We start from the raw sequence: 26,150 nt of genomic DNA on the forward strand, positions 1-26,150 counted from the left end.
GGCCCCGACGGCCAAAGAAACGGGGGGGAGCCGGGTGGGGGGGGGGGCTGTTCTTCTGCGGGAAAAGGATCCGCTGTTGTGGGGGGGGTTTTCTTTTCCCCCCAAAAAAACGCCGCAATCACCGGCGGGCCGCAACCGCTGCGCGGACCTCTGCGAGCAGGTCCGGCAAACGCTCGTACAAGCGCTCCGCGGTCACCACGATCACATGCCAGCCGCACGCTCGGATTCGGTGCAGCCGCTTCTGATCCAACCGGTGCCGATCGGGGTCGGCGTGCCAGGCTCCGTCGTACTCGAGGGCGATCTTCACGTCTTCCAGGGCGAGATCAACGCGAGCGACGAAACCATGCCCATCGTGGATCTCCACCTGCGGCGTCGGGCGAAAACCGGCTTGCACCATGGCAACGCGCAGCTCCGATTCGGGGAGTGACTCCGCTCGCCCATCCAGGAGCGCAGCCGCGGCTCGCGCGCGGACTATGCCGTGGTCGTGGCGCCCAGCGAGGAAGGCGTGGATCGCCTTCACATCGATCAGCCCGGCGTGAACCAATGCATCACCGGCGGCAACCGCCGGCCTCCGCGGATTGCGGGCGAGGAGGTCCAGCACCGTGCGTTCGACGGTCGCCAGGTGGATTCCCGCCCATCCCGCCCGCTCGAACGCCCAACTTCGGACCGACCAACATCGCAGGCCGAAACGCCTGTTCATGTATTTGTGCCCGCTCACGAGCACTTCGACCCGGTCATGAGCCCTCGCCAACGGCACCCCACGCAGGGTGGCGGCGGACCGGCCGGTGATGATCGACTCCTGCGGCAGGACGAGGGCAGCGGCAAGGCAGCGGAGCGCATGGGTTATCTCGATCTCGCTGCTGCAGTAAACGCCGTGGATCACTCGCCGGTATTCGCCGCTCTTGCGCAGCTGGCGTTCGGTGATCCCTTGGGAAAGCGCCTGGGCGCAGGTCATCAGTCCGAAATCGAACGGCGTGTTGGCACTGATCAAAGTTGTCATGCATCGCAGCATGCGAGCTCGGCTCGGGAGCTGTCATCAGCGTTGCGGAGATCTGTGGACAACCCCATCCACTGTGGATAGATATGCTTACCCGATCGGGGGTACCCGCCGTTTTCGCGCGAAACCGGCGTTTTCTGTGAGGGAGGTGCGACGGTTTCGCGCGAAAACGGCGCACCTCGCGGGTGCCGGTGGTGATTCGGGGCGGGGTTGTCCGGCTTGGTCCGGTGCTGGCGCAACGCGGCCGCGGGTGGCGCTGCCTCCCGCGGCCGCTGCGCGTCCGGTCAGGGCAGCCTGATCGACTGGGCGTGCTTGAACACGTCCCTCGGGTCGTAGGCCTTCTTCGCCTGCTGCAGGCGCCGGTAGTTCCCCTTGAAGTACAGGTCGTGCCACGGGACGCCCGAGGCGTTCCACGCCGGGTCGCTGATGTCGATGTCGCAGTAGTTGATGAAGCAGCCGTCGGTGACGTCGTTGGGCACCGGCACGCCGCCGGTGTCCCGGTAGACGGCCTGGTAGAACCGCTGGTGCCAGCCCACGTGGCGGTCGTCGTCCGCGGCGCCCTGCCAGGCGGTGCCCCACAGCAGCTTCATCACCGAGTCGCGGTGCGGGTTGGCGGTCGCGTCGGGCGCGACGGTGTTGACCTTGCCGCCGAAGGACGCGATCGACACCACGAACGGCAGCTGCGCGTAGTCGGTGTTGGTCAGCTGGTCGTAGAGCGCGGCGATCTGCGCGTCGGTGAAGCCCTTGCGGTGGTAGCTGGACTTGTACTTGTAGCGGTCGGTCGGGTTGCTCATCCACATCCCGGGCCAGCCGGTCGCGTGCAGCCACGGCAGCTTCCGGTGGTCGGTGACGGTGGGCTTCACGCCGACGCCTTCGCCGACCGCGTTGAGGAAGTCGTTGAGCAGCCGCGCCGCGTTGGGCAGGCCCGCGTCGATCTGCACGACCAGGTGGAACGGGCCGTACGCGCGGGTCGTCAGCTCCAGCCGGGAGAACAGCCCGGTGTAGGGGCTGTCCGGGCCGCTGTTGCGCTCCATCCAGGTGCCGTAGTTGCGCAGCAGCCGGGCGAACCGCTCGGGCGTCATCTGGTCCCAGGCCCACTCGCGGCGGTGGATCCACGCCTCCCGCGGCGGGGCCGGCAGCAGCTTCGCCGGGTCGGTGCCGGTGGCGTTCGGGTCGCGGAACCAGAACCGCGTGACGACGCCGAAAGCGCCACCGCCGCCGCCGGTGTGCGCCCACCACAGCTCGCGGTTGGGGTCGCTGGCCTCCCGGGTCGCGACCATCGCCCGCGCTTTCCCGCCGGCGTCGACCACCACGACCTCCACCGCGTACACGTGGTCGCTGATGTAGCCGTGCCGGCGGCTCAGCGGCCCGTAGCCGCTGCCGGTGACGTGCCCGCCGACGCCGACGGTGTAGCAGGAGCCGCCGGGCAGGCAGACGCCCCACCGCTTGTAGAGCGTGTCGTAGACGTCGCCCAGCTCCGCGCCCGCCTCGACCATGATCGCGTTCATCTTGGTGTCGTGGGCGATCGCGTTCATCTGCGTCATGTCGATGAGGACCCGCACGTCGGGGTTGTCGACGAAGTTCTCGTAGCAGTGCCCGCCGCTGCGCACGCCGATGCGCTTGCCGCGCCGCGCCGCGTCGCCGACGGCCGCGACCACCTGTTCCGTCGTGGACGGCAGGCACACGCTTTCGGGGTTGCTCACGAATCGCTGGTTCTGGCCCCTGGTCAGGCCGGCGAAGCGGACGTCCGCGGGGCCGACGGTGATGGCCGGGTTGGCGGCCGGTCCCACCTGCTGCGGGACGGTTGGTGCCGCGAGTGCTTCGGTGGTGGAGAGGACGGCGGCCGAGCCGCCGAGCGCCGCAGTCCAGGTGAGCAGGTTGCGGCGCGATAACGCGCTCATGCGAACTCCTCCGAGAGTGACTTGGTCCCCTGCGCCGTCGCGATCCGCGGACAGGCCGGACCGGCATCGACCTCATGGAGCAAAGGGCAGATGACGCAGAGTCGCGGCCGCAGCGTCGATCACGGGCGGCTACACCCAATCGTGTAGATCCCTGCGCCAAAAGACATCACGTGATCACGTGATTGACTCACTCTCGGTGGCTGCTCCGTTCGGCCTACCTGGACAACGGGACCCGGCCTCCCGACTACGACCACGCGCCCGTCGCGGCGGCCCGGGCTGCGTAGTCGCCGAAGTCGACCGGTGCGCGCCCGAGCACTCGCCGAACCGCGTCGGTGGGCTCGGCGAGGTGCCCGGCGCGCATCGCGGCGAACATCGCGTCGACCTCCTCGACCTCGTCCTCCGACGCTCCCCCGGCCACGAGCTCGGCCCGGTACTCCTCGGGCGTGAGCTCCACGTAGCGGATGGACCGCCCGGCGGCATCGGCCATCATCTCGACGGCTTCCCCGAAGGTGAGCGCCCGAGATCCCGAGAGCTCGTACACCTGCCCGTGGTGGCCGTCCGATGTCAGCAGGGCCGTCGCGACGTCGGCGACGTCCTGGACGTCGATGAACGGCTCCGGCGCGGGGCCGATGGGCAGGGCCAGCAGACCTGCTCGCAGCGGCGCGCGCCACAGGCCCTCGTCGAAGTTCTGGTTGAAGTTGTTCGGCCGGATGATCGACCATTGCGCGCCGGAGTCGCGCACTGCCTCTTCCGCCGCGACCACGCTCTTGAAGGGTTCCGGGGGAACCAGCCCGATGCCGCGCCCGGACAGGGCCACGAAGCGGCGGACACCCGCCGCGACCGCATCTCCGACGAAAATCCTTGTCAGCGCCGGGTTCTCGGAAGCCACGAGGTATACCGCCGAGGCCCCGTCCAGCGCGGCCGGCCAGGTTCCCCGGTCGGCCCAGTCGAACCGCACCTCGCCGGAACGGGACGCGGCCCGGACGTGTTCGCCCGCCGCGCGCAACGTGCTCACCAGCCGTCGTCCGGTCTTGCCCGTCGCTCCCAGCACCAGGATCGAATCCGGTTGTGTCGTCATGGGAAGCAGTCAACCGGCGGCGGCGCGGGGCGGCCATGGCTCGTCGTACGCGGAACATGTCCGATCGTCCGCCGCTATCGTGGAGTTCATGGACCCCTTCGACGACCTGCTGCGGGGCGTCCGCGCGGACGGCGCCGGTTTCAGCCGGACGGAGCTCTCCCCACCGTGGGCGCTGCGGTTCGGGGACGCGGAATCCCTGACGCTGCTCGCGCCGCTGCGGGGCGAGGGCTGGATTTCCTTCGGGGACGGCGGGAAACCGCGGCTGGTGCGGGCCGGCGACACCGCGATCGCGCGCGGCCCGGGGCCCTTCGCCATCTCCGACCGGCCCGAACCGGGACACACGGCGTCAGCCGGTCGCACGGTGCTGCTGACCGCGACGTACCGCGTGCGGGGCAAGGTGTCGCAACGACTGCTGGGCGTGCTGCCACCCGTGCTGGTGGTACCCGACGGGGACGATTGCTCGTCGATCCGCGGATTCCTGGACTCGCAGATCGTCGCGAGCCCGCCGGGACGGCAGGTGGTGCTCGACCGGCTGCTCGACTGGCTGCTGGTGTGCACGCTGCGGGGCTGGTTCGACCGGCCGGAATCCGTTGCCCCCGGCCTGTTCCGGGCGTTGGGCGACGCCGCGATCGGCTCCGCGCTGCGGGCGATGCACGCCGCACCGGAGAAGCCCTGGACGCTCGCCGCCCTGGCCCGCGAGGCGCGGGTGTCGCGCACGACGCTGGCCGGCCGGTTCGCCAAGCTGGTGGGCGAGCCGCCGCTGACGTACCTGACGGACTGGCGGATGACGTTGGCCGCCGACCTGCTGGCCGAATCCACCGATCCGGTCGCCGCGATAGCGCATCGGGTCGGATACGCGGACGCCTTCGGCTTCAGCGCGGCTTTCAAGCGGTTCCACGGCGTCAGCCCCAGCAAGTACCGCCAGGAAGCCGGGTGCGCGGCCCGGTGCGGCCAATCCACATAGGACATTCGACCGAGCGAGGACCGTGCCCGGCCGGGCACGGTCCTCGCGAACGGTCAGGCGGGGGACGCCACCAGCACGCTGGTCGGGGAGCTCGTCGCCCGCGTCTCCTCGTGGCGCAGGCCCGCCTTCTCGAACAGCGCCGTCAGCTCCGGCTCCGTCCGGACGTGGCCCGACAGCAGGCTCAGCATCACGATGTCCTCGAACTTGCCGAAGTGCGGGGTGTCGCCTGGCGGCAGCACCTCGTCGATCACCAGCAGCTTGCTCTCCGGCGACATCGCCGCCCGGATGTTGCGCAGGATGCTGATCGCGTCCTCGTCCTTCCAGTCGTGGATGGTCCAGGACAGCACGTACACGTCGCCGCCGGTCGGCACCGAGTCGAAGAAGTCGCCGCCGACGCACTTCGCGCGGCCCGACAGGCCCGCCGCTCGCAGCACCTCCTCGGCCTCCGGCACCACCCGCGGCAGGTCGAAGACCTCCGCGGTCATCTCCGGGTAGCGCGCCAGGATGGTGGCCACCAGGTGCCCCTGCCCGCCCGCGACGTCGACGAGGTGCCGCACGCCGGTCAGGTCGTAGGCCTCCAGCATCGCCGAGTTCACCATCCGGGCCATGCTGCCCATCGCGTCGTTGAACAGCTTCGCCAGCTCCGGGTGGTCGGCGAAGTGCGCCCACCACCCGCGGCCGTGCACGTGCTCGAAGGCCGGGCGGCCGCTGCGCAGGCTGTAGGCGAGCGCACCGAAGGAGCGCTGCCGCTCCGGCAGCCCGACGTAGCGGGCCAGGGCGCGCATGGAGCCCTCGCCGTCGCTGCGCAGCGTGGCCGCGAGCGGCGTCAGGTCGAACACCCGGTGCTCGACCTCGGTGAACACCCCGACGCTGGCCAGCGCCCGCAGGCCCCGGTAAAGGCTGTCGGCGTCCGCGTCGACGCGTGTGGCGATGTCGTCGACGTGCGTCGGCTCGCCGTGGATCGCGTCGGCGACGCCGAGCTCGGCCACCGCGATCAGCAGCTGGCTGACCAGCGAGCTGTAGAGCATTTCGTACATGCGGACCGCGGGCGGCGCCTGCGTTCCCTCCGAGAGCACGCCGTAGGGCGTCGCCGAGCCGGGTTCGTTCATGACTCCCCTTCCCCATCCGGGCGCAGGCACGCCCGGGCGCAGTGATCGAGAAACGGTTTGCGCCGCTTGTAACCGGGCGTCAGACGTTGGTGGTGATCAGGTGGTCGGCGAAGCGTTCGCGGAGCTGCCGCTTGAGGACCTTGCCGGTCGCGCCGGTCGGGAAGTCCGCGTCGTCGCGGGCGACCACCGCACCGTGCACTTCGGACAGTCCGGCGGCGGTGAGCGCCGCGTTGATCGACGCGGTCAGGTCCGCCACCGGCGCGGCGTCGGGGTGCAGGCGCACCACGGCCAGCGGCACCTGCGCGCCGGGCGAGCGGGGATCGCCGACCCCGATCACCGAGCAGTCCGCCGCGAACCGGCAGCCGACGAGGATCGCCTCCTCCAGCGGCAGGCTGTAGACCGGGCCGCCGGCGGTGCGGATCACGTCGGGCACCCGGTCGAGATGGATGAACCGGCCGCGTTCGTCGCGGTAGACGACGTCGCCGGTCAGCCAGTAGCCGGCGAACGACGACTTCACCGTCTGCTCGGTGTTGTTCCAGTAGCCGGGGGTCCGGGTCGGGGTCAGCACGCCCAGCCGCCCGGCGCGGCCCGGCCCGAGCTCGCGGCCGTCGTCGTCCAGGACCACGGCGCGGCGCACCACCTTGATCGGCGTGCCCACGCAGCGGCCGTAGTCGGTGCTGCCGAGCTCGCTGACCTTGCGGAACAGCGCCATGCCCATCTCCGACGAGCCGAGCCCGTCGATGAACCGGCTGCCCGGCCGGGACCGGAGCCGGCCGGGGCGGCGGCCGTGCTGGATGAGCGCCTTGATGTGCGCCTCGTGCGCGGCGTCGCCGGTGTTGATCCACGTGTGCACGTGCCGGGCGTCGGCCGCCTCCAGGCCGATTTCGGCCAGGTCGGCCCAGGTTTGCGGGAACGCGGCGACGATGGTCGGCCGGAACCGGCGCATCGCCGCCCGCACCGCCGGTCCCCCGGTGTCGGCCATCACCAGCGTCGGCAGGCCGAGCAGGGTCGCGGTCATCAGGTAGCTGATGCCCGCCGAGTGCGACTGGGGCAGCGCGGTGAGCAGCCGGTTGCGGGCCGCCGGCGGGAAGTTCCACAGCCGCCCGCGCTTGCCGAGGAAGAACTGGCGGTGGCCGAAGCTGGCGGCCTTCGGCGGGCCGGTGGTGCCGGAGGTGTGGCAGACCATCACCAGGTCGTCGTCGGCGTGGACGTACGGGAAGACGCCGGGATGGGTGGCGCCGGCGGCGGGCGTGGTGGGCAGCGCGGTCGGCTCGGTGTGGAACGCGAGCCGCTCGGTGTCCAGGCCGGCGTCGCGCAGCCGATCGAGGCGGGGGCCGTCGGCCACGACGCCGAGCGCGCCGATGCGGCCGAGGTACTCGGCCGCGACCTCCGGCTTCATCCGGCCGTTGACCAGCGCGGCGATCGCGCCGAGCGAGGTCAACGCCAGGAAGTGCAGGAACGAGTCGACGCCTTCCGGGACGTGCACGCCGACCACGTCGCCCTTGCCGACGCCGTGCGCGTGGTACCAGGCCGCGTAGGCGTTGCGCACCTCCAGCAGCCGGGCCAGGCTGTAGGCCTCGATCTCGCCTTCCGGCCGCTGGGCGAACAGGAACGCCCGGTCCGGGGCGGGGTTGTGCGCCGCGGCGCGGTCCAGGAAGTTGCCCATCCCCAGTTCCCGGTCCAGCAGCAACTTCAGCCGCGCGGGTAACGGAAGGCGCGCGTCGGGACGGATGTTCTCGAGTGCGATCATGCTGGTGCTCCTTCGGGGACCGCCCGGGGCGCGAACCGGCCCGGGCGGACGGCAGGAGGAAACGGCACGGCGCACCGCGAACGGGGCCGCGCCGACGAACACAATCGTCCACAGGGGACAATGCCCTGCTTCGTGCGCGGCGCGGGGCCAAGCCCGCACCGCCGCGGGTTCTCAGTGGTACCGCAGGCTTTGTTCTTTGAAGCGGCGAAGCCGCTTAGCCCACTCAGGCAACTCGCACCGCTGCGGGTTCTCATGCCGCGCCTGGGCGAGGCCAGTCCCCGATGCCGCGTATTGGTTCATACGCAAGTCGGGGATCCCACAGCCGGCCGGCGGCCGAAATTCCCGCAGGGGGCGCCACCCGCGCCGCTACGCAGAACGAGTTCGGAAGCAGTCCCTCAGAGGCCTTCTCGCGAAGACGCGACGAGAAGGCCTCTGAGGTCCGGCCAGCCGCACCGCCACGCAGGACGAGCCTGCTAGACGGGCTGACCTTCGTAGACGGTGATCAGGTAGCCGTCGGGGTCCTCGAAGATGAACTCACGGCCGCAGGAACCGTCGCAGATCGGCTTGCTGATCGGCACGCCGGCGGCGGTCAGCTGCTCGTGCAGCTTGTCGGGGTTCTCCGCCTTGATCCAGACGACGACGCCGTGCCCGACCTTGGCGACCTCGTCGAGGTCGATCGTGGCCTGGCGCAGCGCGATGCGGATGGGCGCGGCGGCCAGCACCGCCGCGTTGGGCACCTTGGATTCCACAGTGGAGAATCCGACGACCTCGGTGTAGAACCGCCGCGCCCGCTCCAGGTCGCGCACCTGCAAGGTCAGGAAGTCCGGTCCGACTACGTTTGTGGACACCACAGCTCCTAACGGGAATCGGGTGATTGGGGCCGGTGGAAAGGACTTCCGCCTTCTTCGGCGGGTCTCCGACCGGCTCGCAACCAGCATCCCCGCCCGGGCCGCCGACGGTCATCACGTGTTCGCGTGAGTTGCCGGCTGGTCGTGCGTCATCACGCGTCGCGCCAGCTCGACGCGGCTGGTGATGCCCAGTTTCGCGAAGCTGTGCCGGAGGTGGCTGTCCACAGTGTGCGGTGACAGGTACAGCCGGTTCGCGACTTCCCGGTTGGTGAGCCCCTCGGCGACCAGCCGCACCACGCGCAGCTCCGCGCGGGTCAGGCTGTCCCAGCCCGTCTTGCGGGTGCTCTGCCGCCGCGGCCCCGGGAGGTTCGGGGTCCGGGCCAGCAGCCCGCGCATCCGGGCGGCGTCCAGCAGCGCGTCGCACCGCGCGTACCCGGATTCGGCCTCGATGAGCAGCTCGGTGGCCTGGTCGAGGTTGCCGAGATCAGCCTCGGCCGCCGCCAGGTCTTCCAGCCCGTGCGCCAGCAGCACCGGCTGCGAGCCCGCCCGGTAGTGCTCGACGGCGGTGCGCAGCGACCGCACGTCCCGGCGGTGCAGGCCGGCACCGTGCGCCGCGGCGCCGAGGAACACGTAGACGTCGGGGTTGCGGCGGCCCAGCTCGACCGCCGCGGCGATCACCTGGGCGGCCGCGTCGTCGGCGCCGACCCGCATGGCCAGCCGCACCAGCACCGGGACTCGTTCGGGCGAGCCGACCAGCAGCGACCTGCTGCGCTTGAGCCGGTCGAGGACTTCCACCAGCTCCAGCCGGATCCGGTCCGGATCGCCTTCCGCCCCTTCGGCGAGCAGCCGCGCCCAGACCAGCAGGTCCGGCATCCTCCGCCGCCCGGTCTCCACGATCTCCTGGGCGCGGTTGAGGTGCCGCCACGCGGCCGGCACGCCGTCGGCCCGCAGCGCCACCACGGCCCGCAGCGCGAGCAGCGGAACTGCCAGCGCTTCCGCGGAAAGCTGTTCGGTGAGCAGGATTCCGGCTTCCGCTTCGGCCGCGGCGTCGTTGAGCCGGCCGGTGGCGAACAGCAGCTCGGCCCGGCACAGGTAGCGCGGCGGCTGCGACCACACCGTCTCCAGCTCGGCGACGTCCTGCTCGTCCCGGCACAGCTCTTCCTCCGCCTCGCCGAGGCGGTCGGCGGCCGTCAGCGCGGCGGCCAGGTGCAGCCGGGGATGCCGGGTGCGCCCGATGTCACCGGCGCGGTCGCCGAGCCGCACCGCTTCGGCCGCGTACCGGATGGCCGACGCGAGATCGCCCTGTGCGAGGGAAACCCGGCTCCGCGCGCCGGTCCCGCACACCAGCGCCCCGTGCGTGCGGGCCCGGTTGGCGACGTGCACGGTGTTGGTCGCCGCGGCCGCCGCCGGTTCGATGTCGCCGACCGCGACCAGCCCGTGCGCGTGCATCGCCAGCAGTTCGGCGCGCACCATCGAATCCGATTTGGCCCGGGGCAGGGCGAGCACCGTGTGCTCGATGACCGCGGCGTGCTCGCCGACGGTGTGCAGCGCTTCGGTCAGGCCGAGCAGCAGCATCGCCTCGGTGTTCGGCGGCAGCCCGCTGCCGCGGAAGCGCTGGCCGAGCTCGATCGCCTCGGCCGGGCGGCCCGCCAGCACCAGCAGCCGCACCGCCTCGGCGGCCAGTTCCGCGCGGATCGGGCTGCGCTCGTCGATCAGCGGCAGGCTGCGGAGGATCAGGTCGGCGCCGGTGTTCGGCGCCGCCGGGGCGATCTCCTGCACCGCGCGCTTCACCACGGTCGCCACGTCCACCCAGCCGCCGCCGCTGAGCAGCAGGTGCTTGACCTGCTCGGTGGCCGACCGGCCGTGCTGGGCGAGCACCGACGCGGCCTCCTGGTGCAGCGTCGCCCGGGTCGGCTCCGGCATCCGGTGGTAGAGCGCCTCGCGGATCAGCTCGTGCCGGAAGCTCAGCTTCGCGCCCTGCTCGACCAGCACCTCGGCGTCGACGAGCATCGCGACGGTGCCCAGCAGGTCCACCGCCGGGCGCCCGAGCAGCGCGGCGACCTCGTGCACCCCGAAGGGCCGGCCGAACACCGTCATCGCGTCCAGCGCGCGGCGGGTGTCCTCCGGCAGGTCCTGCATCCGCTCGCCGACGGCGTCGAAGAACGTCGGCGTCATCGCCGCGGGCGGCTCCTGCGGTCCGTCGCCCGGCAGCCCGCGCAGCATCTCCCGCAGCAGGAATGGATTCCCGCCGCTGCGCGCCGCGTAGGCCAGGGTCGCCTCGTCCGGTTCTACGCCGAGCACCTCGGCGCACAGCTGCGCGACCGCGCCGTCGGAAAGCGGTTCGAGCTGCCGCTTCTGGGCCCCGTCGCCGATCAGCCAGTCCAGCGCTTCCTGCGCGCAGCTGCGAATCGGGTAGGGGCGGCGGGTGAAGTACCAGAGCACGGGTTCCGAGCGGAGGGCGGGCACGAGCACGCGCAGTGCCAGGGCGGTCGCTTCGTCGGCCCAGTGCGCGTCGTCGAGGGCGATCAGCATCGGCTGCTTCCGGGCCTGTTGCGCGATCATCTCGCCGACCTGGTCCACGGCCCACAGCGTGGAGGTGTTCAGCTCGGGGCCCGCCGGGATCTGCGGTCCGAGCAGATGGCACGATCGGAACAGCGAACGCAACGTGATCAACGGCGTGTTCTTGTCCAGCTTCACGGCCTGCGAAGAGATGACTCCGAGACCCAGTGCGCGGCTTTCGGCCTCCACTTCCTGCAGCAGTCGGCTCTTGCCGATGCCGGCCGACCCCTCCACGACGACGCAGTTCCCGGCTCCCTCGGCGACCTGCAGCAAAAACTCGCGCGATTCACCTAAGACACGTTCCCGGCCGATCAGCGGTAACGCATCAGTGTCCATCGTGTGTTCCCCTCAGTGAGCAGCATCGGACGAACGCAGATAGCTGACGCGACAGTACCCGAACAATCAGCACGAGGCGGGCTGTTCCAAAAGCGTCAAAGGGAATGCATTCACCCGAGTGTCGCAGGAGGATGCCGCCGGTAGATCTTTACCGCACGGGGCTTTTTTGGTATCAAAGTCCGTAACCCTCCGTCCATTTCCTTTTCACGACATATCCGCCGCGAAGGCATCCAGTGAATTCCCGTCGGCGGAATCGTGCGCCACCGTTCGGCCCAGCGCGGCGCGAACACCCCAGAAACGGGTGATCTTGGCCACATAGCACGGGGTGGTCGGCTGGGAACGGCCGATCAATGGGAATCCCGCGATGACGTGATGCCCGCACCCGGGCCGATCGCAGAGGCTCGACGGCGCGCACCCGCTGGTCGAGAGGAGTCTGAACATGAGCGCACCGGAGGTCACCCGCCGGGTGATCCACGTCCCGCCCGGCGCGGGCCAAAGCGTCTGGGCCTTCAGCGGCGACCGCTACACGCTGAAGGTCGGAGCCGAGGACACGGACGGAATGATCGGGGTCATGGAGGGCGAGATCCCGCCGGGCAGTGGCCCGCCGCTGCACGTCCACCAGTACGAGGACGAGGCTTTCTACCTCGTCGAAGGAAGCCTCCAGGTGTTCGACGGGGACCGAGAATTCACCGCCGAACCGGGTTCTTTCATTTATCTTCCGCGCGGTTCGGCGCACCGGTTCAAGAATATTTCCGATACGCCCGCGAGAATGCTCATGCTTTTCCTTCCGAGCGGGTTCGAAAAATTCTTCCTGGAGGTCGGCGTGGAGGCGGTGCCCGGTCAGCCGGCGCCGCCGCCGAGCCAATTCGAGGCCGATGTGGAACGGTCCATGCGGATCGCGTCGGAGAAGTACGGCATCGAATAGTCCGGCCGGCCCACCGCGGCGGGCGCGCACCCCGGGCACCGGCCTGCGCCGGTGCCCGGTCGACGCGCTCGGATCAGGCGGGCACGGCGCCATCGCGACGCACCTCCGGCCCGGCCATCATCCCGTCCCAGGCCAGCATCGCGCAGTCGATGACCGCGTGCACGGCGTCGCGGGAGCTCCCATCTCTGGCCTGAATGGACAGTCCTTGCAGGACGGTCAGGTAGAACGAGGCGATCTTCTCCAGGTCCGCGCCGGCGGGCACGTCGCCGTCGGCAACGCCGCGCTCCAGCCGGGCGAGCACCGCGCGGAAGTCGTCCTTCCGGCACTCCGCAAGGAAATCCCAGATCCGCTCGTTGTCCGGCGTGCAGTTGGTGGCCGCGAGCACCACCATGCAGCCGCGCGGCGTGTCCGGATCCACGTAGGCGTCGGCGTTGTCGCGCAGCATCGCCTCGATCGCGCGCCGCGCCGTCGGCCGGCTCTGCAGCGACCGGTCGCCGACCGCCTCGTCGGCGCTGTTGTAGAGCGCGACGGCCTCCCGGAACAGGTCCTCTTTGGACCCGAATGCCGCGTACAGGCTCGGTGAGCTGATGCCCATCGCGCCGGTGAGGTCGCTCAGCGACGTGGCCTCGTAGCCGCGTTCCCAGAACAGCTCCATGGCGGTCCGCAGGGCGGCTTCCCGGTCGAAGCTGCGCGGACGTCCGCGTGGCGACATCGGCTTCCCTCCTCCCCGGATGGCGCCGGTTCGCACCGGGCCTTCCCCTGTTGACACCCGAGAGTAGCGATGATAGCCATTTATATATCGTTCGACACAGAAAAGCGAGGGGCTCATGACAGGTCTGGACGGCAAGGTCGCACTGGTCACCGGTGGCGGACGCGGCATCGGTGCGGCGGTCGCCGAGCGACTGGCCGCGGACGGCGCCGACGTCGCGATCACGTACAACACCTCGGCCGACCGTGCCAACGGCGTGGTCGACAAGATCAAGGCGGCGGGCCGGCGCGGTGCCGCGTTCGCGGCCCCCGCCACCGACGCCGCGGCGGTGACCAGCGCTGTTGAGCAGACGGTCGCCGAGTTCGGCCGGCTGGACATCCTGGTCAACAACGCCGGGATCTTCCCGTGGGCCCCCATCGACGAGCTGACCCTGGAGCAGTTCGACGAGACCGTCGGCATCCACGTGCGCGCGGTGTTCGTCGCCGTGCAGGCCGCGGTCAAGCACCTGCCCGAGGGCGGCCGGATCATCAGCGTCGGCAGCAACCTCGCCGACCGGACCCCCGGCCCCGGCCTGAGCCTGTACTCGCTGAGCAAGTCGGCGCTGACCGGCTTCACCCGGGGCCTCGCCCGCGACCTCGGTCCGCGCGGCATCACGGTCAACCTGGTGAACCCGGGCTCCACCGACACCGAGATGAACCCGGCCGACGGCGACGAGGCCGACGGCGAGCGCGCCCTGACCGCCCTGGGCCGCTACAACGACCCGGCCGACATCGCGGCCGCGGTCGCCTTCCTGGCCGGCGAGGGCGGCCGCAACATCACCGGCACCGGCATCCTCGTCGACGGCGGCGCCAACGCCTGACGGCGTTGCTCCGACCTCCTGGAACAAGGGAAACAGCAATGGCTTGGGTCATCCTCGTCGCAGCGGGCCTGCTCGAGATCGTCTGGTCGCTGGCGCTGAAGCACGCCGAGGGCATGACGCGGCTGTGGCCCGCGGTGCTGGGCATCGGCGTCGCCATGATCAGCCTCGGCATGCTTTCGGTGGCGCTGAAGGACCTTCCCGTGGGCAGCGCCTACGCGATCTGGGTCGGCATCGGCACCGTCGGAGTCGCTGCGGTGGGGATGATCTTCCTGAGCGAGCCGGTGACGTTCTCGAGACTGGCCTTCCTGGCACTGATCGTGGTCGGCATCGCCGGCCTGAAATTCGTGGAGGGCTGACAGGCCTTCGTTGGTGGGCTAAGCGGCTGCGCCGCTGCAAAACCCGCCCTACCGCGCCCAGAACACGAAAGGCCACTGTAGACGATCCGATTTCCTTTCCTTCCCCGGAAGATGCCGCCTCGCCCGAGCGAGGCGGCATCTTCGCGTCGACCGGCTCCCGAGAACACGTGATGTCGCGGCCGGGCCGGGCGAAGCATGCTGGGGTCCGGCTGCCGCAAGGAGAACCAGACGCCGGCAAACGGCTGGAGGAGCGGAAAGATGGCTGAGCACAAGAGGGAACTGGACATCGCGGTGATCGGCGCCGGGGTAATCGGGTTGTCCACCACGGAGGCCCTGCTGCGGCGGGGCGCGAACGTGAAGTGCTTCGACGGCCGCCGGCCCGGATCGGGCCAGTCCGGCGGGCTGTCCCGCACCTTCCGGCACCGGCACGACGATCCGCACATCGTCGACCTGGCCGCGCGCGGCCTGGCCGGCTACCGCGAGTGGGAACGCCGCTCCGGCGTCGAGATGGTGGGCACCGAGGGCTGCGCGTACCTGGGCACCACCCCCGCCGACACCACCGGCCTGAAGACCCACCAGGTGCCGCACCACTACGCGCCGGCAGCCGACCGCGCGGAGGTGTTCGGCGCGCTCGGGCCCATCGACGGCCCGCTGCTGGTCGACCCGACCGCCGGGGCGCTGCGCGTCAACCACGTGATCGAGACGCTGACCGGCTGGGTCGGCGACCACATCATCGCCAACGACATCCACAGCCTCCTGGTGCTCGACAACGGCAACGTCGAGTTCCAGACCGCCGACGCGATCTACCACGCGCGGCACGTCGTGCTCTGCGCCGGCGTCGACACGCCGCGCCTGGCGGCCCGCCTCGGCTGGGACATCCCGCTGGACTGCGCGCTGCACGCCCGCCCGCACTACCGGATCCGCGAGGAGCTGCGCGGCGCGCCGACGCCGTGCTGGGTGGACAAGTCCGGCCAGTTCGGCGAGATGGTGTACGGCTCGGTGATCCCCTACACCGACCAGTACGTGCTGGGCCTCATCGGCGACGGCGTCGACGTGCCGTTCGACGCCCGCGGCGCGCTGACCGGCGAGGAAGGCATGGAGGACCACGTTCGCCGGGTCACCGGCTACGTCGAGCGCGCCCTGCCGGGGCTGATCCCGGAGCCGATCGGGGTGCGGGTGTGCATCATGAGCAAGCTGCCCGCGGGCAGCGACGCGCTCCGCGCCTGGCACGCCCCCGGGGTCACCGCGATCGCCGGGCACAACCTGTTCAAGTTCGCCCCGGAGCTGGGCGAGCTGCTCGCGGACTCGGCGGTGCGCGACCGGCTCCCGGCGGACCTGGAGCTCGCCGGGGCACGCGCGCTGGGGGCGGCGTGAGCGGGCCGGTCATCGCCGTCGCGGGCGCATCGGGCGCCGTCGGGCGCGCGGTGACGCGGGAACTCGTGCGGCTCGGCCACCGCCCGCGCACGCTGGTGCGCCCCGGCTCGCCGAACCGCGCGCCCGACGCGGCGGTCGTCGAGTGCGACCTCACCGACCGAGCGTCGGCGCTGAGCGCGCTGCGCGGCGCGGACCGGTTGTTCATGCTCACCCCGTTCCACCCGGAACAGCTTGTGCTGCAACGCAATCTCATCGCGGCCAGCGGCGAGGCGGGGGTGAGCCGGGTGGTGAAGCTGTCCGCGCTCGGAGCACGGCCTGGGGCCGAGTCGAGCATCCACCACCAGCACGGCGTCGGCGACGACGAGCTGCGCGCCGCGGGCATTCCGCACGCGGTGCTGCGCCCCAACGCTTTCATGCAGAACGCGCTGCAATGGCTGCCGACGATCCGGGCGCGCGACGCGATCGTGCTGCCGGTCGGGGCGGCGCGGGTCAGCATGATCGACGTCGAGGACATCGCCCTCGCGGCGGCGAGCCTGCTGACCGCGGACGCCGCGGCCGGCGACTACGACCTCACCGGTCCGGAAGCCCTCGGCTACCGGGAGGTGGCCGAGATCCTGTCCGAAGTGGCCGGACGCCCGATCCGGCACGTGGACGCCGCGCCCGCCGAGGTCGCGGCAGCCATGCGATCGGCGGGAGTGCCCGACTGGGCGGTGGCGGCGCGCCTCCAGCTCTACGCCACCTACCGGGCAGGCGAGGCGGAGGTGGTGACGACGGCGGTCGCGGACATCACCGGCCGACCGCCGCGCGACTACCGGTCGTTCGCCGCCGGACTCGCCTGGCAACTGCGGAACTGAAGGGGAACCGATGCACGTATTCGCCATCGGGGCCAGCGGGGTCCTAGGGCACCACCTCGTCCCGATGCTGCTGCGCCGCGGACACGACGTGACCGCCATGGCGCCCGGCGACCGCCTCGACCGCCTGCCGGAAGAAGCCCGCCGAATCCGGGCCTCGCTGCTCGACCCGGTCGCCGGGCGACTGCTGGCGACGGAGTTCAAGGACGTCGACGCGGTGGTCAACGCGGCCACCGCGGTCCCGCCGACCGCGGGCAGCTGGGCGCTGAACACGGCGCTGCGCAGCACCGGAACCGCGGTGGTGACCGACGCGCTGCAGGAAGCCGGGGTGGGGCGCTTCGTCCAGATGAGCATCACGATGGCCTACGCGGACGGCGGCGACACCCCGCTGACCGAGACGGCGCCGTTCGACCACCGGCCGGAACGGACGACCATCGTCGCCCCGGTCCAGGCGATGGAAGCCGCGGTCCGCGAACTGCCCGCCGACGAGATCGCGTGGAGCATCCTGCGCGGCGGACGCTTCGTAGGCCCCGCGACGGTGCAGGACCAGCAGCGGGCCCGGCTGCGCGCCGGGCGGCTGCCCATCCCGGGCGACGGGCGGTCGTGGGCGGCGATGGTGCACGCGCGGGATTACGCGGAGGCGGTGGTCGGCGCGCTGGAGCGCGGCTGCGCGGGCGAGACGCTGAACATCGCCGACGAGCCCGTCCGGGTCGCGGACTACTACCGCGAGCTGGCCCGCGCGGACGGCAGCCCGGCCCCCGGGCAGGCCCCGGACGAGGCAGCCGAGCCGTCGCACCGGGTCAGCAGCGAAGCGGCGCGACGGCTCCTCGACTGGTCTCCGGTGCACGGCATCTGGCCGGTGCGCGGCGGGGAGCGGTGACAGGAAGGTTCCCATCCTCGCACCGGAGCCGACGGCCGGAACGGCTCCACAACAGGCGCCCGGTGGATCATCGGTGACAGGAAAGTTCCCATGCACTCACCGCAGGAACCGGCCCGTGACAGGAAGGTTCCCCAACTCTCACCGCACGGCTCAGTGGCGACAGGAAAGTTCCCATGCACTCACCGCAGTACTGAGCGGCGCTGACAGGAAAGTTCCCATGCACTCACTGCGGCCCGATGACGGAGGAGTTCCCATCCGCATGCCACCGGGCCCCGGTGCGGGCGGGCGGTGACAGGAAGGTTCCCCAGCTCGCACCGCACGGCCCGGTGGTGACAGGAAAGTTCCCATGCACTCACCGGGCGTGCGGCGGGTCAGCACTCGATGACGTTGACGGCGAGGCCGCCGCGAGCCGTCTCCTTGTACTTGACCTTCATGTCACGGCCTGTCTCGCGCATGGTCTTGATGACCTTGTCCAGCGAGACGAAGTGGGTGCCGTCGCCGCGCAGCGCCATCCGCGCCGCCGTGATCGCCTTCACCGACGCGACCGCGTTGCGCTCGATGCACGGGATCTGCACGAGACCGCCGATCGGGTCGCAGGTGAGCCCGAGGTTGTGCTCCATCGCGATCTCCGCGGCGTTCTCCACCTGGCTCGGGGTCCCGCCGAGCACCTCGGCGAGCCCGGCGGCCGCCATCGAGCACGCGGACCCGACCTCGCCCTGGCAGCCGACCTCTGCACCGGAGATCGACGCGTTCTCCTTGAACAGCACGCCGACCGCACCGGCCACGAGCAGGAAGCGCACCACGCCGACGTCGTCGGCACCCGGCACGAACCGCATGTAGTAGTGCAGCACCGCGGGGACGATCCCGGCCGCTCCGTTGGTCGGCGCGGTCACCACGCGCCCGCCGGCCGCGTTCTCCTCGTTCACCGCGAGCGCGAAGAGGGTCACCCACTCCAGCGCATCGTCGTGCTCGGTCAGCGAGGCGGCCAGCTCCGCCGCCCGCCGCCGGACCTTGAGCCCGCCGGGCAGTTCCCCGGAGTTCCGGCATCCGTTGTCCACGCATTCGCGCATGACCTGCCAGATGTCCAGCAGCTCCTTGTGCACGGCGTCCTCGCCGCGCCAGGACAGCTCGTTGGCCAGCATGACGCCGCTGATCGGCAGCCCGGACTCCTCGGTGCGGGCGAGCAGTTCCGCGCCGGTCCGGAACGGGTAGCGCACCGCGGTCGCGTCGGGCTTGATCCGATCGGTGCCGGTGGCGTCCTCGTCGACGACGAAACCGCCGCCGACCGAGTAGTAGACCGCGCTCTCGAGCTCGACCCCGTCGGTGCCGGTCGCGGTGAACCGCATCCCGTTGGGGTGCAGCGGCAGCGACTTGCGCCGGTGCATCACCAGGTCGCGGTCCACGGTGAACCGGATCTCCTGCACACCGTCGAGCCGCAGCCGCCCGGTCTCCCGGATCTCGGCGACCCGGCCCTCCACTGCCGCCGGGTCGACGGTCTCCGGGCTGTGCCCCTCGAGGCCGAGCAGCACCGCCTTCGGGCTGCCGTGCCCGTGCCCGGTCGCGCCGAGCGACCCGAACAGTTCCGCCTTGATTCGCTTGACCTGCGACAACCGGCCCTCGCCGTGCAACCGCTGCACGAACAGCCGGGCCGCGCGCATCGGGCCGACCGTGTGCGAACTGGACGGCCCGATACCGACCGAGAACAGGTCGAAGACGCTGATCGCCATTGACCGTCTCCTCCCTCTCCTATTCCCCGCTACTCCGCGATCACCGCGGCGTACTGCTCGGCGGTGAGCAGAGCACTGGTGTCGGAGGTGCGCACCTCCAGCAGCCAGCCCTCGCCGTAGGGCTCGGAGTTGACCAGCGCCGGATCGTCCACGACGGACTCGTTGATCGCCACGACCTCGCCGGTGACCGGCGCGAACAGGTCGCTGACGGACTTCGTGGACTCCAGCTCGCCGCAGGCCTGGCCCGACTCGATCTGCTCCCCCACCTCGGGCAGCTGCACGAAGACGATGTCGCCGAGCGCGTCCGCGGCGTGCTGGGTGATGCCGATCCGGACCAGCTCGTCGCGGTCCTCGATCCACTCGTGCTCTTCGGTGTAGCGCAGGTTCGCAGGCAGGGACATGGTGGGAGGCTCCAAGGCTTTCGGGGGCACGGATGCCCGAGCGGGGCTGGGCCTCCCCCTCTGTTTCGGAACCTGAGAGCTTCGCCGCGGCTTCTCGCGGCTTGCACCGTGGGTGGAGCGTCAGGGATGACGCGCGCTTTCCAGAGTTGCCTCGCCCGAACGGTCATGGGTGCCTGAGAGTTTGTGGGGAGTCTTGCTCCTTCGGCGCCCTGACGGCTCGGTGTGAGCCCCCAGGGTCTCTCCCGCACGGGGTCGACGGCCGGTATGCGATTGTCGATGTGCTCAGCAACGATAAACGGGCCAGCCCTGGTGTCAATGCCCTCCCCCACTGACCGGCGGCGGCCCGAAGCACTCAGGAGGCCGGTGATGCTGGACATCCGGGCGCTGGTCGAACGGGTCGGCCCCACACTGCTGCGCACCGTGGTCAGCCCGGAGCCGACGGTCTGCGTGGGGGACGTCGTCATCGCCGAACCCGATGAGCCGCCGACCGCGGCTGGCGGCGACCTCGTGCTGGGCGTGGCGGTCGCGGATCGCGAGCAGGCGACGCGGCTGGCGAGGGCTTGCGGCGCGCAGGGCGCGGCAGCGGTGCTGCTCAAGCCGCCGATCTCGGCGGACGACGCGGTGGCCGCGGCGGCCGCGGAAGCCGGGGTGGCGTTGGTGGAGGTCCGGCCGGGTGCCGGCTGGGCGCAGTTGGTGTGGCTGATCCGGGCGGCGCTGGCCGGGACCGGCATCGAGGAGGCCGACGCGCGCGGCACCGGGGTCGGCGATCTGTTCCGCCTCGCCGACGCGGTCGCCGACGTGGTGGACGCGCCGGTCACGATCGAGGACGCGCACTCCCAGGTCCTGGCCTACTCCGCCCGGCAGGACCTGACCGACCCGGCGCGGGTCTCGACGATCATGGGCCGGAAGCAGCCCGACGAGGTACTCGCCAAGTTCCGGGCCCGCGGCACGTTCCGCCAGCTCAGCAAGGGCAGTTCGGCGATCTTCGTGCCCGCCCAGCAGGACGGCACCCTGCCCCGCCTGGTGGTGCCGATCCGGATGGGCGGCGAGCTGCTCGGCTCGATGTGGGCCGTGGTGCCCGGCGAGGTCTCCGAGGAGCGCTCCACCGCGTTCGCCGACACCGCGCCGCTGGTCGCGCTGCAACTGCTGCGGTGGCGGGCGGTGGCGGACGCGGAGCGCCGCCGGTCCGCCGAGCAGGTGCGGCTGCTGCTGGAGGGCGGCGAGGGCTGGCGGGTGGCCGTGAACGAGCTGGCGGTGCCCAACGAGGCGCATCGGGTCGTCGCGATCGAAATGCCGTCGTCCGCCGGGCCCGCGGAGGGGCACCGGCTGGCGATGTGGGAGTGGATCACGCGCGGGATCGGGCGGCGCCCGCTGGTCACCGAGATCGGCACCATGCTCTACGCCCTGGTGCCGGACCGGGCGGGCGCGGGCGGCTGGCCGGACCTGCGGGAAGCGCTCGTGTCCCACGACGCTTCGCCCCGCCCGCTGATCGCGGTGGGCAATGCGGTGGCGGTCGCCGACCTGCCCCAGTCGCGCGCGCAGGCCGATGAGCTGGTCGGCCTGCTGCGCACCGGCCAGCTGCGCGACCGGGTGGCGGTGTACGAGGACAACTGGCACCTGGTGGTGCTCAGCCGGATGGCCGGTGCGTCGACCGACGCGGGCGTCGGCTCTCTGGGCCCGCTACCGGTGCTGCGCGAGCACGACCGAACGCAGGGCACCGAATACCTGGCAACCCTCCACGCGTGGCTGCGCCACCCGGGCGACCCGCGGCAGGCGAGCCGAGAGCTGCGCGTGCACCCGAACACCTTCCGCTACCGGATGAAGCGGCTCACCCAACTCGTGGACATCGACCTGGAGAGCCCCAACGTCCGCGCAGCGCTGTTCGTGCAACTTCTCGCCGACCGCTGGGCTCAGCACGGCTGACAGCAAGGGAACTTTCCTGTCACCCCGCCCCCGCCGAGCCACGCCCCCGGCGGCTGCGAACAAGGGAACCTTCCTGTCACAACGGGTCCGGCGGGATGCGAGCAAGGGAACCTTCCTGTCATCACCAGGCCCGTGACGCACCGCCGGTGACGTGCGAAAAGGGAACCTTCCTGCCAGCGCATGACAGGAAAGTTCCCTTGCTTTCACCGGCCGCCCGGGCGGCTGCGAGCAAGGGAACCTTTCTGCCACCCGGCGTCCTCGCCGCCCCGTTTCGGCCCCTGCCGGCGCGTTGGCTTCGCCGCCACGGGCTTTGTTCTGCGGGCACAAAGCGCGCGGGGCAATCTCATCCTGCGGGAATGATGCGCCCCTTTCGGCGGCAGCGCATCGTTGTGCGCAACAGGAGACGAAAGGATTCCGCCGTGAAGATCGCAGTGCCGCGCGAGATCAAAAACAACGAGTACCGGGTCGCGATCACACCTGCGGGCGTGCACGAGCTGACCACCCGCGGTCACGACGTCTTCGTCGAGACGAACGCCGGCGCCGGTTCCTCCATCCCCGACGAGGACTACCTCGCGGCCGGGGCGAAGGTGCTGCCCACCGCCGAAGAAGTGTGGGGGGAGGGCCAGCTGGTCCTCAAGGTCAAGGAGCCGATCGCCGAGGAGTACCCGCGGTTGCGCCGGGACCAGGTGCTGTTCACCTACCTGCACCTGGCGGCCTCCGCCGAGCTGACCGACGCGATGCTGAAGTCCGGGGTCACCGGCATCGCCTACGAGACGGTGCAGACGGCCAACGGCGCCCTGCCGCTGCTCGCACCGATGAGCGAGGTCGCCGGGCGCCTCGCCCCGCAGGTGGGCGCCTACTCGCTGATGCGTCCCTGCGGTGGCCGCGGCGTGCTGCCGGGCGGTGTTCCCGGCGTGCACCCGGCGCGGGTCGTGGTGATCGGCGGTGGCGTCGCGGGCCTCAATGCCGCGCGCGTCGCGATGGGCATGGGCGCCGACGTCGAGCTGCTCGACACCAACGTCGACAAGCTCCGCGAGATCGACCGCGACTTCCACGGCCAGATCCGCACCGTGACGTCCAACCGCTATTCGGTGGAGCAGGCCGTGCGGGCCGCTGACCTGGTCATCGGCGCCGTGCTGATCCCGGGTGCGAAGGCGCCGAAGCTGGTCTCCAACCACCTGGTCTCCGAGATGAAGCCGGGCAGCGTGCTGGTCGACATCGCCATCGACCAGGGCGGTTGCTTCGCCGACTCCCGCCCGACCACGCACGACGACCCGACGTACCGGGTGCACAACTCGGTGTTCTACTGCGTGGCGAACATGCCGGGCGCGGTCCCGAACACCTCGACGCACGCGCTCACCAACGTCACGTTGCCGTACGTGCTGCGCATCGCCGAGCAGGGCTGGCAGCGGGCCTGCCGCGCGGACGACGCGCTCGCCGGTGGCCTCAACACCCACGACGGCAAGCTGGTCAACGCGCCCGTCGCCGAGGCGCACGGGCTGACCAGCACCCCGATCAGCAGCGTGCTCGCCTGATCTCGCCTGCGAGCGGGGGAACCTTCCTGTCACCGCGCGGCAGGGCGGTTTCCCCACTCGCGGCGTTTTCGCATGCGGGAGCCCGTCTGGGACGTATTCTCGGATCGTCGCCGCGAATGCACCGAACAGGTGACGGGCTCACACAGCCGAACGGGGCGGCCCGCTCAACCAGCCTGGGGGTCACTGGGAGCAGGCCGCCACTTTTAGTGTAGGCCACGATCGCCCATTTGCCGAAGCAGCGAGCCCCTGCTCGGCCGCCAATTTCGGACCGAATCGATAACCACTCGATGGAGTGAGCCTCGAGTGGTGGCTGTGCAGGCGTGCGCCTCGACTGCCGATGTCACCCGATGGGGGTCGTCGGGGTGCTCCGCTCCGCGATCTCCACCGGCAACACCGACGCACTCGCAACGTTCGACGGTGGGAGACGAAGTGACGGACACGGCGCTGCGGAAAGCTGTCCTCGACCGACTCGACAGGGTGGACCTGGCATCCGAAGACAACGCACCCGAGGTGCTGTTGCCGCTCGCCCGCTCCGAGCTCTACCGGCTCACCGAGGGCCTGCGCGCCCTGCTCGACGAGCACGAACCGGCCGAGGACGGCAGGTGCCGGTCCTGCCAGGGCACGCTGCGCAGCCGACCGTGGCCGTGCACGATCTGGGTGACCGCGCACCGGCTGCTGATCGGGGACCACACCGGCGAGCCCGCGCACGCCCGCGGCAGCGGTCTGGACGCGCTGCGCCGAAGGCTGCGGCGCAGGTGGGACGACGAGGCGAAGGACATCGCGGTCCTGCCCGAGCCGATCATCTCCTCGACCGGCCCCGGGCCCAGCGACTGGGACACCAACGAATTCCTCCGCCCAGACCTGACCACGGACCCGACCCCGCCGCCGGCGCCCGGTCATCTCGGTGCGGATCGCGGCACGATCTACCGGGCCGCCGTGATCGACCGGTCCATCCGCTGGCCCTAGGCGCCCGCACGTGGCGATGTCCGTCACACCGCAGGGCCGCGACCACCCCCGGCGCTGAGAACAAGCTGGGAAAACGCTCCTTCGCACCAGACCACCCTGGCCTGTCCGGCAGGATGGGCCCCGTCGGTAGAACGGGTGATGATGGAGGGCGTGTGCACGACGGCAGTGGCCGGCTCGTCGTTGAGGGTCTCAGCAAGAGCTTCGGCCCGGTCAGCGCGGTGCAGGACCTGAGCTTCACGGTCCGCCCCGGGGCGGTGACCGGGTTCCTCGGCCCGAACGGGTCCGGCAAGACGACGACGCTGCGGATGCTCCTCGGCCTGGTCATGCCCACCTCGGGCACCGCCACCATCAACGGCCTGCCGTTCCACCAGCTGCCGAACCCGGCGAGCGTGGTCGGCGCCGTGCTCGACGCGCAGAGCTTCCACCCCGGTCGCACCGCCCGCCACCACCTGCGGTGCTACGCCGCCGCGATGAACGTGCCGGACACGCAGGTCGACCGGGCCCTCGAACTCGTCGGGCTGGGCTCCGCGGGGAAGCGCAAAGCGGGCACGTTCTCGCTGGGCATGCGGCAGCGCCTCGCGCTGGCCACCGCGCTGCTCGGCGACCCGCAGGTGCTGGTGCTGGACGAGCCGGCCAACGGGCTTGACCCGGAGGGCATCGCCTGGCTGCGGAACTTCCTGAAGGCCTTCGCCGCGAGCGGCCGGACGGTCCTGATGTCCAGCCACTTCCTCCGGGAGATCGAGCACACCGTCGACCAGCTGGTGATCATCAGCCGCGGGCGCTGCGTCTTCGACGGCCACCTCGACGAGCTGCGCGCCGCGCAGCGATCGCGGACGCTCGTGCAGGCCGCCGACCCCCGCAAGCTGATCGAGAAGCTCCACGCAGCCGGATTGAGCGTCGACTACATCCCGGACGGCCGCCTCGCGGTGACCGGCGCCGACTCCCGCACGGTCGCGGACCTGGCGCTGGAGGCCGGGATCGCGTTGTACGCGATGCAGGACGAGCGGATCGGCCTGGAACAGCTGTTCTTCCAGCTCACCCACGGCCAGTACACCGGCGTCCAGCAGCACGGCGCGCAGGCCGCGCCGGACGCCCGCGGGTTCGGGGGGACCGCATGATGGTCGCGCTGGTCAAGGCGGAATTCCGCAAGATCTTCACCACGAGCCTGTGGTGGGGGATGCTCGCGCCGGTGGTGCTGCTCGGCTTCGGCGCGGGCTCGCTGGGCGGCCCCATGGCGGCGCTCATCGACTCGGTGCAGGAACTCGACCGGCCGGTCCCGCTGGGCCTGCTGTCGCTTTCGATGTCGACGAACTTCAGCACCATCTTCGCGGGGCTGTTCGGGGCCATGGCGTTCGCCGGCGAGCACCGGAACAGGACCATCTCGACGACGTACCTCACGGGCAACCCGCGCGGCGCGGTGCTGGCGGCGAAGCTGCTCGCCTACTCGGGCATCGGCCTGATCTACGGCGTGACGAACGTGCTGTCCGCGAGCCTCGGCAGCCTGGTGGGCGCGGGCATGGACTTCGGCACCTTCGGCAGCCTGGCCGACTGGCTCAGCGTCGGCGCGGCCGGTGCGCTGACGATGGTGCTGTGGACGGTGCTGGGCGTCGGGTTCGGCGCGCTGGTCGCGAACGCCGTGCTCGCGATCATCCTGCCGCTGATCTACAAGTTCATGGTCGAGTTCATCCTGTCGCTGGTCCTGATCGGATCGCCGATCTCCGGCGTCAGCCCGTACCTGCCCGGGACCGCCGGCAACGGCATCGTGGCGAACATGGCGGTGCCGCTGTTCGTCTCCGCGGTCGCCGGGCCCGACGAACCGGACACACCGCGGGCGATCTTCGAGATCCTGCACTTCTTCTTCGGCGGCAGCTACGGCCATCCGTGGTGGGCGAGCCTGCTCACCTTCGCCGGCTACGCCGCCGTGTTCATCGCCGGCGGCTGGCTGGCCGGCCGTCGGCGCGACATCGCCTGACTCGCACCACCTGCGGAAGGGAACCTTCCTGTCACTGCGGCGCCGGTGACAGGAAGGTTCCCTTCCTGCCATCGGCCACCGGTCGCCGCCGGGCAGGCCCGCCGCCCGAACCGAGGAACCGGTGGGTGGT

General features: G+C 71.0%; 22 protein-coding genes and 2 riboswitches. Of the genes, 12 read left to right on the forward strand and 10 right to left on the reverse strand.

Annotated elements, in window-relative coordinates; all coding sequences use genetic code 11:
- Positions 1–118: 118 nt before the first annotated feature.
- The 3 genes from AC07EQ_RS22745 to AC07EQ_RS22755 form a co-directional block, all read right to left on the reverse strand.
- Positions 119–1,000, reverse strand: coding sequence for a hypothetical protein (locus AC07EQ_RS22745; protein WP_478389919.1), 882 nt, complete (start codon positions 998–1,000; stop codon positions 119–121).
- Positions 1,001–1,281: 281 nt separating this feature from the next.
- A complete protein-coding gene (locus AC07EQ_RS22750; protein WP_478389920.1) occupies positions 1,282–2,898 on the reverse strand; it encodes an FAD-binding oxidoreductase in 1,617 nt (538 codons plus the stop codon).
- Between the two features lie 244 nt (positions 2,899–3,142).
- Positions 3,143–3,976, reverse strand: a complete 834-nt coding sequence (locus AC07EQ_RS22755; RefSeq protein ID WP_478389921.1) for an NAD(P)H-binding protein — start codon at positions 3,974–3,976, stop codon at positions 3,143–3,145.
- Between the two features lie 88 nt (positions 3,977–4,064).
- Here AC07EQ_RS22755 and AC07EQ_RS22760 point away from each other — a divergent pair, with 88 nt between their 5' ends.
- Positions 4,065–4,940, forward strand: coding sequence for an AraC family transcriptional regulator (locus tag AC07EQ_RS22760; RefSeq protein ID WP_478389922.1), 876 nt, complete (start codon positions 4,065–4,067; stop codon positions 4,938–4,940).
- Positions 4,941–4,993: 53 nt separating this feature from the next.
- On the opposite strand, the gene AC07EQ_RS22765 is transcribed toward AC07EQ_RS22760, so the two are convergent.
- The 4 genes from AC07EQ_RS22765 to AC07EQ_RS22780 form a co-directional block, all read right to left on the reverse strand.
- A complete protein-coding gene (locus tag AC07EQ_RS22765) occupies positions 4,994–6,049 on the reverse strand; it encodes a methyltransferase (protein ID WP_478389923.1) in 1,056 nt (351 codons plus the stop codon).
- Between the two features lie 79 nt (positions 6,050–6,128).
- Positions 6,129–7,799: a class I adenylate-forming enzyme family protein gene (locus AC07EQ_RS22770; protein WP_478389924.1), complete on the reverse strand. Its 1,671-nt coding sequence runs from the start codon at positions 7,797–7,799 to the stop codon at positions 6,129–6,131.
- Positions 7,800–8,272: 473 nt separating this feature from the next.
- Positions 8,273–8,647 (reverse strand): VOC family protein, encoded by a 375-nt coding sequence (locus AC07EQ_RS22775; protein ID WP_235883828.1) that lies wholly within the window; start codon positions 8,645–8,647, stop codon positions 8,273–8,275.
- A gap of 114 nt (positions 8,648–8,761) precedes the next feature.
- On the reverse strand, positions 8,762–11,542 hold the full coding sequence (locus AC07EQ_RS22780) for a helix-turn-helix transcriptional regulator (protein WP_478389925.1): 2,781 nt from the start codon (positions 11,540–11,542) through the stop codon (positions 8,762–8,764).
- A 439-nt stretch (positions 11,543–11,981) separates the two neighbouring features.
- On the opposite strand from AC07EQ_RS22780, the gene AC07EQ_RS22785 reads away from it, so the two are divergent.
- Positions 11,982–12,467, forward strand: coding sequence for a cupin domain-containing protein (locus AC07EQ_RS22785; RefSeq protein ID WP_478389926.1), 486 nt, complete (start codon positions 11,982–11,984; stop codon positions 12,465–12,467).
- A gap of 73 nt (positions 12,468–12,540) precedes the next feature.
- Here AC07EQ_RS22785 and AC07EQ_RS22790 read toward each other — a convergent pair whose 3' ends face one another.
- Entirely contained in the window at positions 12,541–13,179 is a 639-nt protein-coding gene (locus AC07EQ_RS22790) for a TetR/AcrR family transcriptional regulator (protein WP_478389927.1), read from the reverse strand.
- Positions 13,180–13,294: 115 nt separating this feature from the next.
- On the opposite strand from AC07EQ_RS22790, the gene AC07EQ_RS22795 reads away from it, so the two are divergent.
- From AC07EQ_RS22795 to AC07EQ_RS22815, 5 genes are all read left to right on the forward strand, one after another.
- Complete coding sequence (locus AC07EQ_RS22795) at positions 13,295–14,035, forward strand: SDR family NAD(P)-dependent oxidoreductase (protein WP_478389928.1); 741 nt, start codon at positions 13,295–13,297, stop codon at positions 14,033–14,035.
- Between the two features lie 38 nt (positions 14,036–14,073).
- Positions 14,074–14,391 (forward strand): DMT family transporter, encoded by a 318-nt coding sequence (locus AC07EQ_RS22800; RefSeq protein ID WP_132489716.1) that lies wholly within the window; start codon positions 14,074–14,076, stop codon positions 14,389–14,391.
- Between the two features lie 258 nt (positions 14,392–14,649).
- Positions 14,650–15,765, forward strand: a complete 1,116-nt coding sequence (locus AC07EQ_RS22805) for an NAD(P)/FAD-dependent oxidoreductase (protein ID WP_478389929.1) — start codon at positions 14,650–14,652, stop codon at positions 15,763–15,765.
- Positions 15,762–16,619 (forward strand): NmrA family NAD(P)-binding protein, encoded by an 858-nt coding sequence (locus AC07EQ_RS22810; protein ID WP_478389930.1) that lies wholly within the window; start codon positions 15,762–15,764, stop codon positions 16,617–16,619. The genes AC07EQ_RS22805 and AC07EQ_RS22810 overlap by 4 nt, the downstream gene beginning before the upstream one ends.
- A 10-nt stretch (positions 16,620–16,629) precedes the next feature.
- Positions 16,630–17,496, forward strand: a complete 867-nt coding sequence (locus AC07EQ_RS22815; RefSeq protein WP_478389931.1) for an NAD-dependent epimerase/dehydratase family protein — start codon at positions 16,630–16,632, stop codon at positions 17,494–17,496.
- Positions 17,497–17,867: 371 nt separating this feature from the next.
- Here the strand turns inward: AC07EQ_RS22815 and AC07EQ_RS22820 are convergent, their stop codons facing one another.
- Positions 17,868–19,223 carry an L-serine ammonia-lyase gene (locus AC07EQ_RS22820; RefSeq protein ID WP_478389932.1) on the reverse strand — a complete coding sequence of 452 codons (1,356 nt, stop codon included), beginning with the start codon at positions 19,221–19,223 and terminating at the stop codon, positions 17,868–17,870.
- Between the two features lie 29 nt (positions 19,224–19,252).
- Entirely contained in the window at positions 19,253–19,624 is a 372-nt protein-coding gene (gene gcvH / locus AC07EQ_RS22825) for a glycine cleavage system protein GcvH (RefSeq protein WP_478389933.1), read from the reverse strand.
- Between the two features lie 50 nt (positions 19,625–19,674).
- A riboswitch (glycine riboswitch) is annotated at positions 19,675–19,774 on the reverse strand.
- A riboswitch (glycine riboswitch) is annotated at positions 19,775–19,879 on the reverse strand. It lies immediately after the preceding riboswitch.
- Between the two features lie 111 nt (positions 19,880–19,990).
- On the opposite strand from gcvH, the gene AC07EQ_RS22830 reads away from it, so the two are divergent.
- From AC07EQ_RS22830 to AC07EQ_RS22850, 5 genes are all read left to right on the forward strand, one after another.
- Entirely contained in the window at positions 19,991–21,547 is a 1,557-nt protein-coding gene (locus tag AC07EQ_RS22830) for a PucR family transcriptional regulator (RefSeq protein ID WP_478389934.1), read from the forward strand.
- Between the two features lie 419 nt (positions 21,548–21,966).
- Positions 21,967–23,082: an alanine dehydrogenase gene (ald, locus tag AC07EQ_RS22835; RefSeq protein WP_478389935.1), complete on the forward strand. Its 1,116-nt coding sequence runs from the start codon at positions 21,967–21,969 to the stop codon at positions 23,080–23,082.
- 429 nt (positions 23,083–23,511) lie between these two features.
- The gene (locus AC07EQ_RS22840; protein ID WP_478389936.1) at positions 23,512–24,048 is read left to right on the forward strand and encodes a hypothetical protein; all 537 of its coding nucleotides are present in this window, start codon (positions 23,512–23,514) and stop codon (positions 24,046–24,048) included.
- A gap of 152 nt (positions 24,049–24,200) precedes the next feature.
- Positions 24,201–25,166 (forward strand): ABC transporter ATP-binding protein, encoded by a 966-nt coding sequence (locus AC07EQ_RS22845; protein WP_478389937.1) that lies wholly within the window; start codon positions 24,201–24,203, stop codon positions 25,164–25,166.
- The gene (locus tag AC07EQ_RS22850; protein WP_478389938.1) at positions 25,163–26,020 is read left to right on the forward strand and encodes an ABC transporter permease; all 858 of its coding nucleotides are present in this window, start codon (positions 25,163–25,165) and stop codon (positions 26,018–26,020) included. The genes AC07EQ_RS22845 and AC07EQ_RS22850 overlap by 4 nt, the downstream gene beginning before the upstream one ends.
- The last annotated feature ends 130 nt before the right edge of the window (positions 26,021–26,150 follow it).

The organism is Saccharopolyspora sp. NPDC045839, from assembly GCF_056431645.1.

What these genes read in the sequence shown, in the direction of transcription:
- AC07EQ_RS22765 (WP_478389923.1), bottom strand. Translation starts at nt 6,049, where the DNA reads ATGAACGAACCCGGCTCGGCGACGCCCTACGGCGTGCTCTCGGAGGGA.
- AC07EQ_RS22755 (WP_478389921.1), bottom strand. Translation starts at nt 3,976, where the DNA reads ATGACGACACAACCGGATTCGATCCTGGTGCTGGGAGCGACGGGCAAG.
- AC07EQ_RS22790 (WP_478389927.1), bottom strand. Translation starts at nt 13,179, where the DNA reads ATGTCGCCACGCGGACGTCCGCGCAGCTTCGACCGGGAAGCCGCCCTG.
- AC07EQ_RS22795 (WP_478389928.1), top strand. Translation starts at nt 13,295, where the DNA reads ATGACAGGTCTGGACGGCAAGGTCGCACTGGTCACCGGTGGCGGACGC.
- AC07EQ_RS22800 (WP_132489716.1), top strand. Translation starts at nt 14,074, where the DNA reads ATGGCTTGGGTCATCCTCGTCGCAGCGGGCCTGCTCGAGATCGTCTGG.
- AC07EQ_RS22760 (WP_478389922.1), top strand. Translation starts at nt 4,065, where the DNA reads ATGGACCCCTTCGACGACCTGCTGCGGGGCGTCCGCGCGGACGGCGCC.
- AC07EQ_RS22780 (WP_478389925.1), bottom strand. Translation starts at nt 11,542, where the DNA reads ATGGACACTGATGCGTTACCGCTGATCGGCCGGGAACGTGTCTTAGGT.
- AC07EQ_RS22770 (WP_478389924.1), bottom strand. Translation starts at nt 7,799, where the DNA reads ATGATCGCACTCGAGAACATCCGTCCCGACGCGCGCCTTCCGTTACCC.
- AC07EQ_RS22815 (WP_478389931.1), top strand. Translation starts at nt 16,630, where the DNA reads ATGCACGTATTCGCCATCGGGGCCAGCGGGGTCCTAGGGCACCACCTC.
- AC07EQ_RS22745 (WP_478389919.1), bottom strand. Translation starts at nt 1,000, where the DNA reads ATGACAACTTTGATCAGTGCCAACACGCCGTTCGATTTCGGACTGATG.
- AC07EQ_RS22820 (WP_478389932.1), bottom strand. Translation starts at nt 19,223, where the DNA reads ATGGCGATCAGCGTCTTCGACCTGTTCTCGGTCGGTATCGGGCCGTCC.
- AC07EQ_RS22785 (WP_478389926.1), top strand. Translation starts at nt 11,982, where the DNA reads ATGAGCGCACCGGAGGTCACCCGCCGGGTGATCCACGTCCCGCCCGGC.
- AC07EQ_RS22805 (WP_478389929.1), top strand. Translation starts at nt 14,650, where the DNA reads ATGGCTGAGCACAAGAGGGAACTGGACATCGCGGTGATCGGCGCCGGG.
- gcvH (WP_478389933.1), bottom strand. Translation starts at nt 19,624, where the DNA reads ATGTCCCTGCCTGCGAACCTGCGCTACACCGAAGAGCACGAGTGGATC.
- AC07EQ_RS22750 (WP_478389920.1), bottom strand. Translation starts at nt 2,898, where the DNA reads ATGAGCGCGTTATCGCGCCGCAACCTGCTCACCTGGACTGCGGCGCTC.
- AC07EQ_RS22850 (WP_478389938.1), top strand. Translation starts at nt 25,163, where the DNA reads ATGATGGTCGCGCTGGTCAAGGCGGAATTCCGCAAGATCTTCACCACG.
- AC07EQ_RS22830 (WP_478389934.1), top strand. Translation starts at nt 19,991, where the DNA reads ATGCTGGACATCCGGGCGCTGGTCGAACGGGTCGGCCCCACACTGCTG.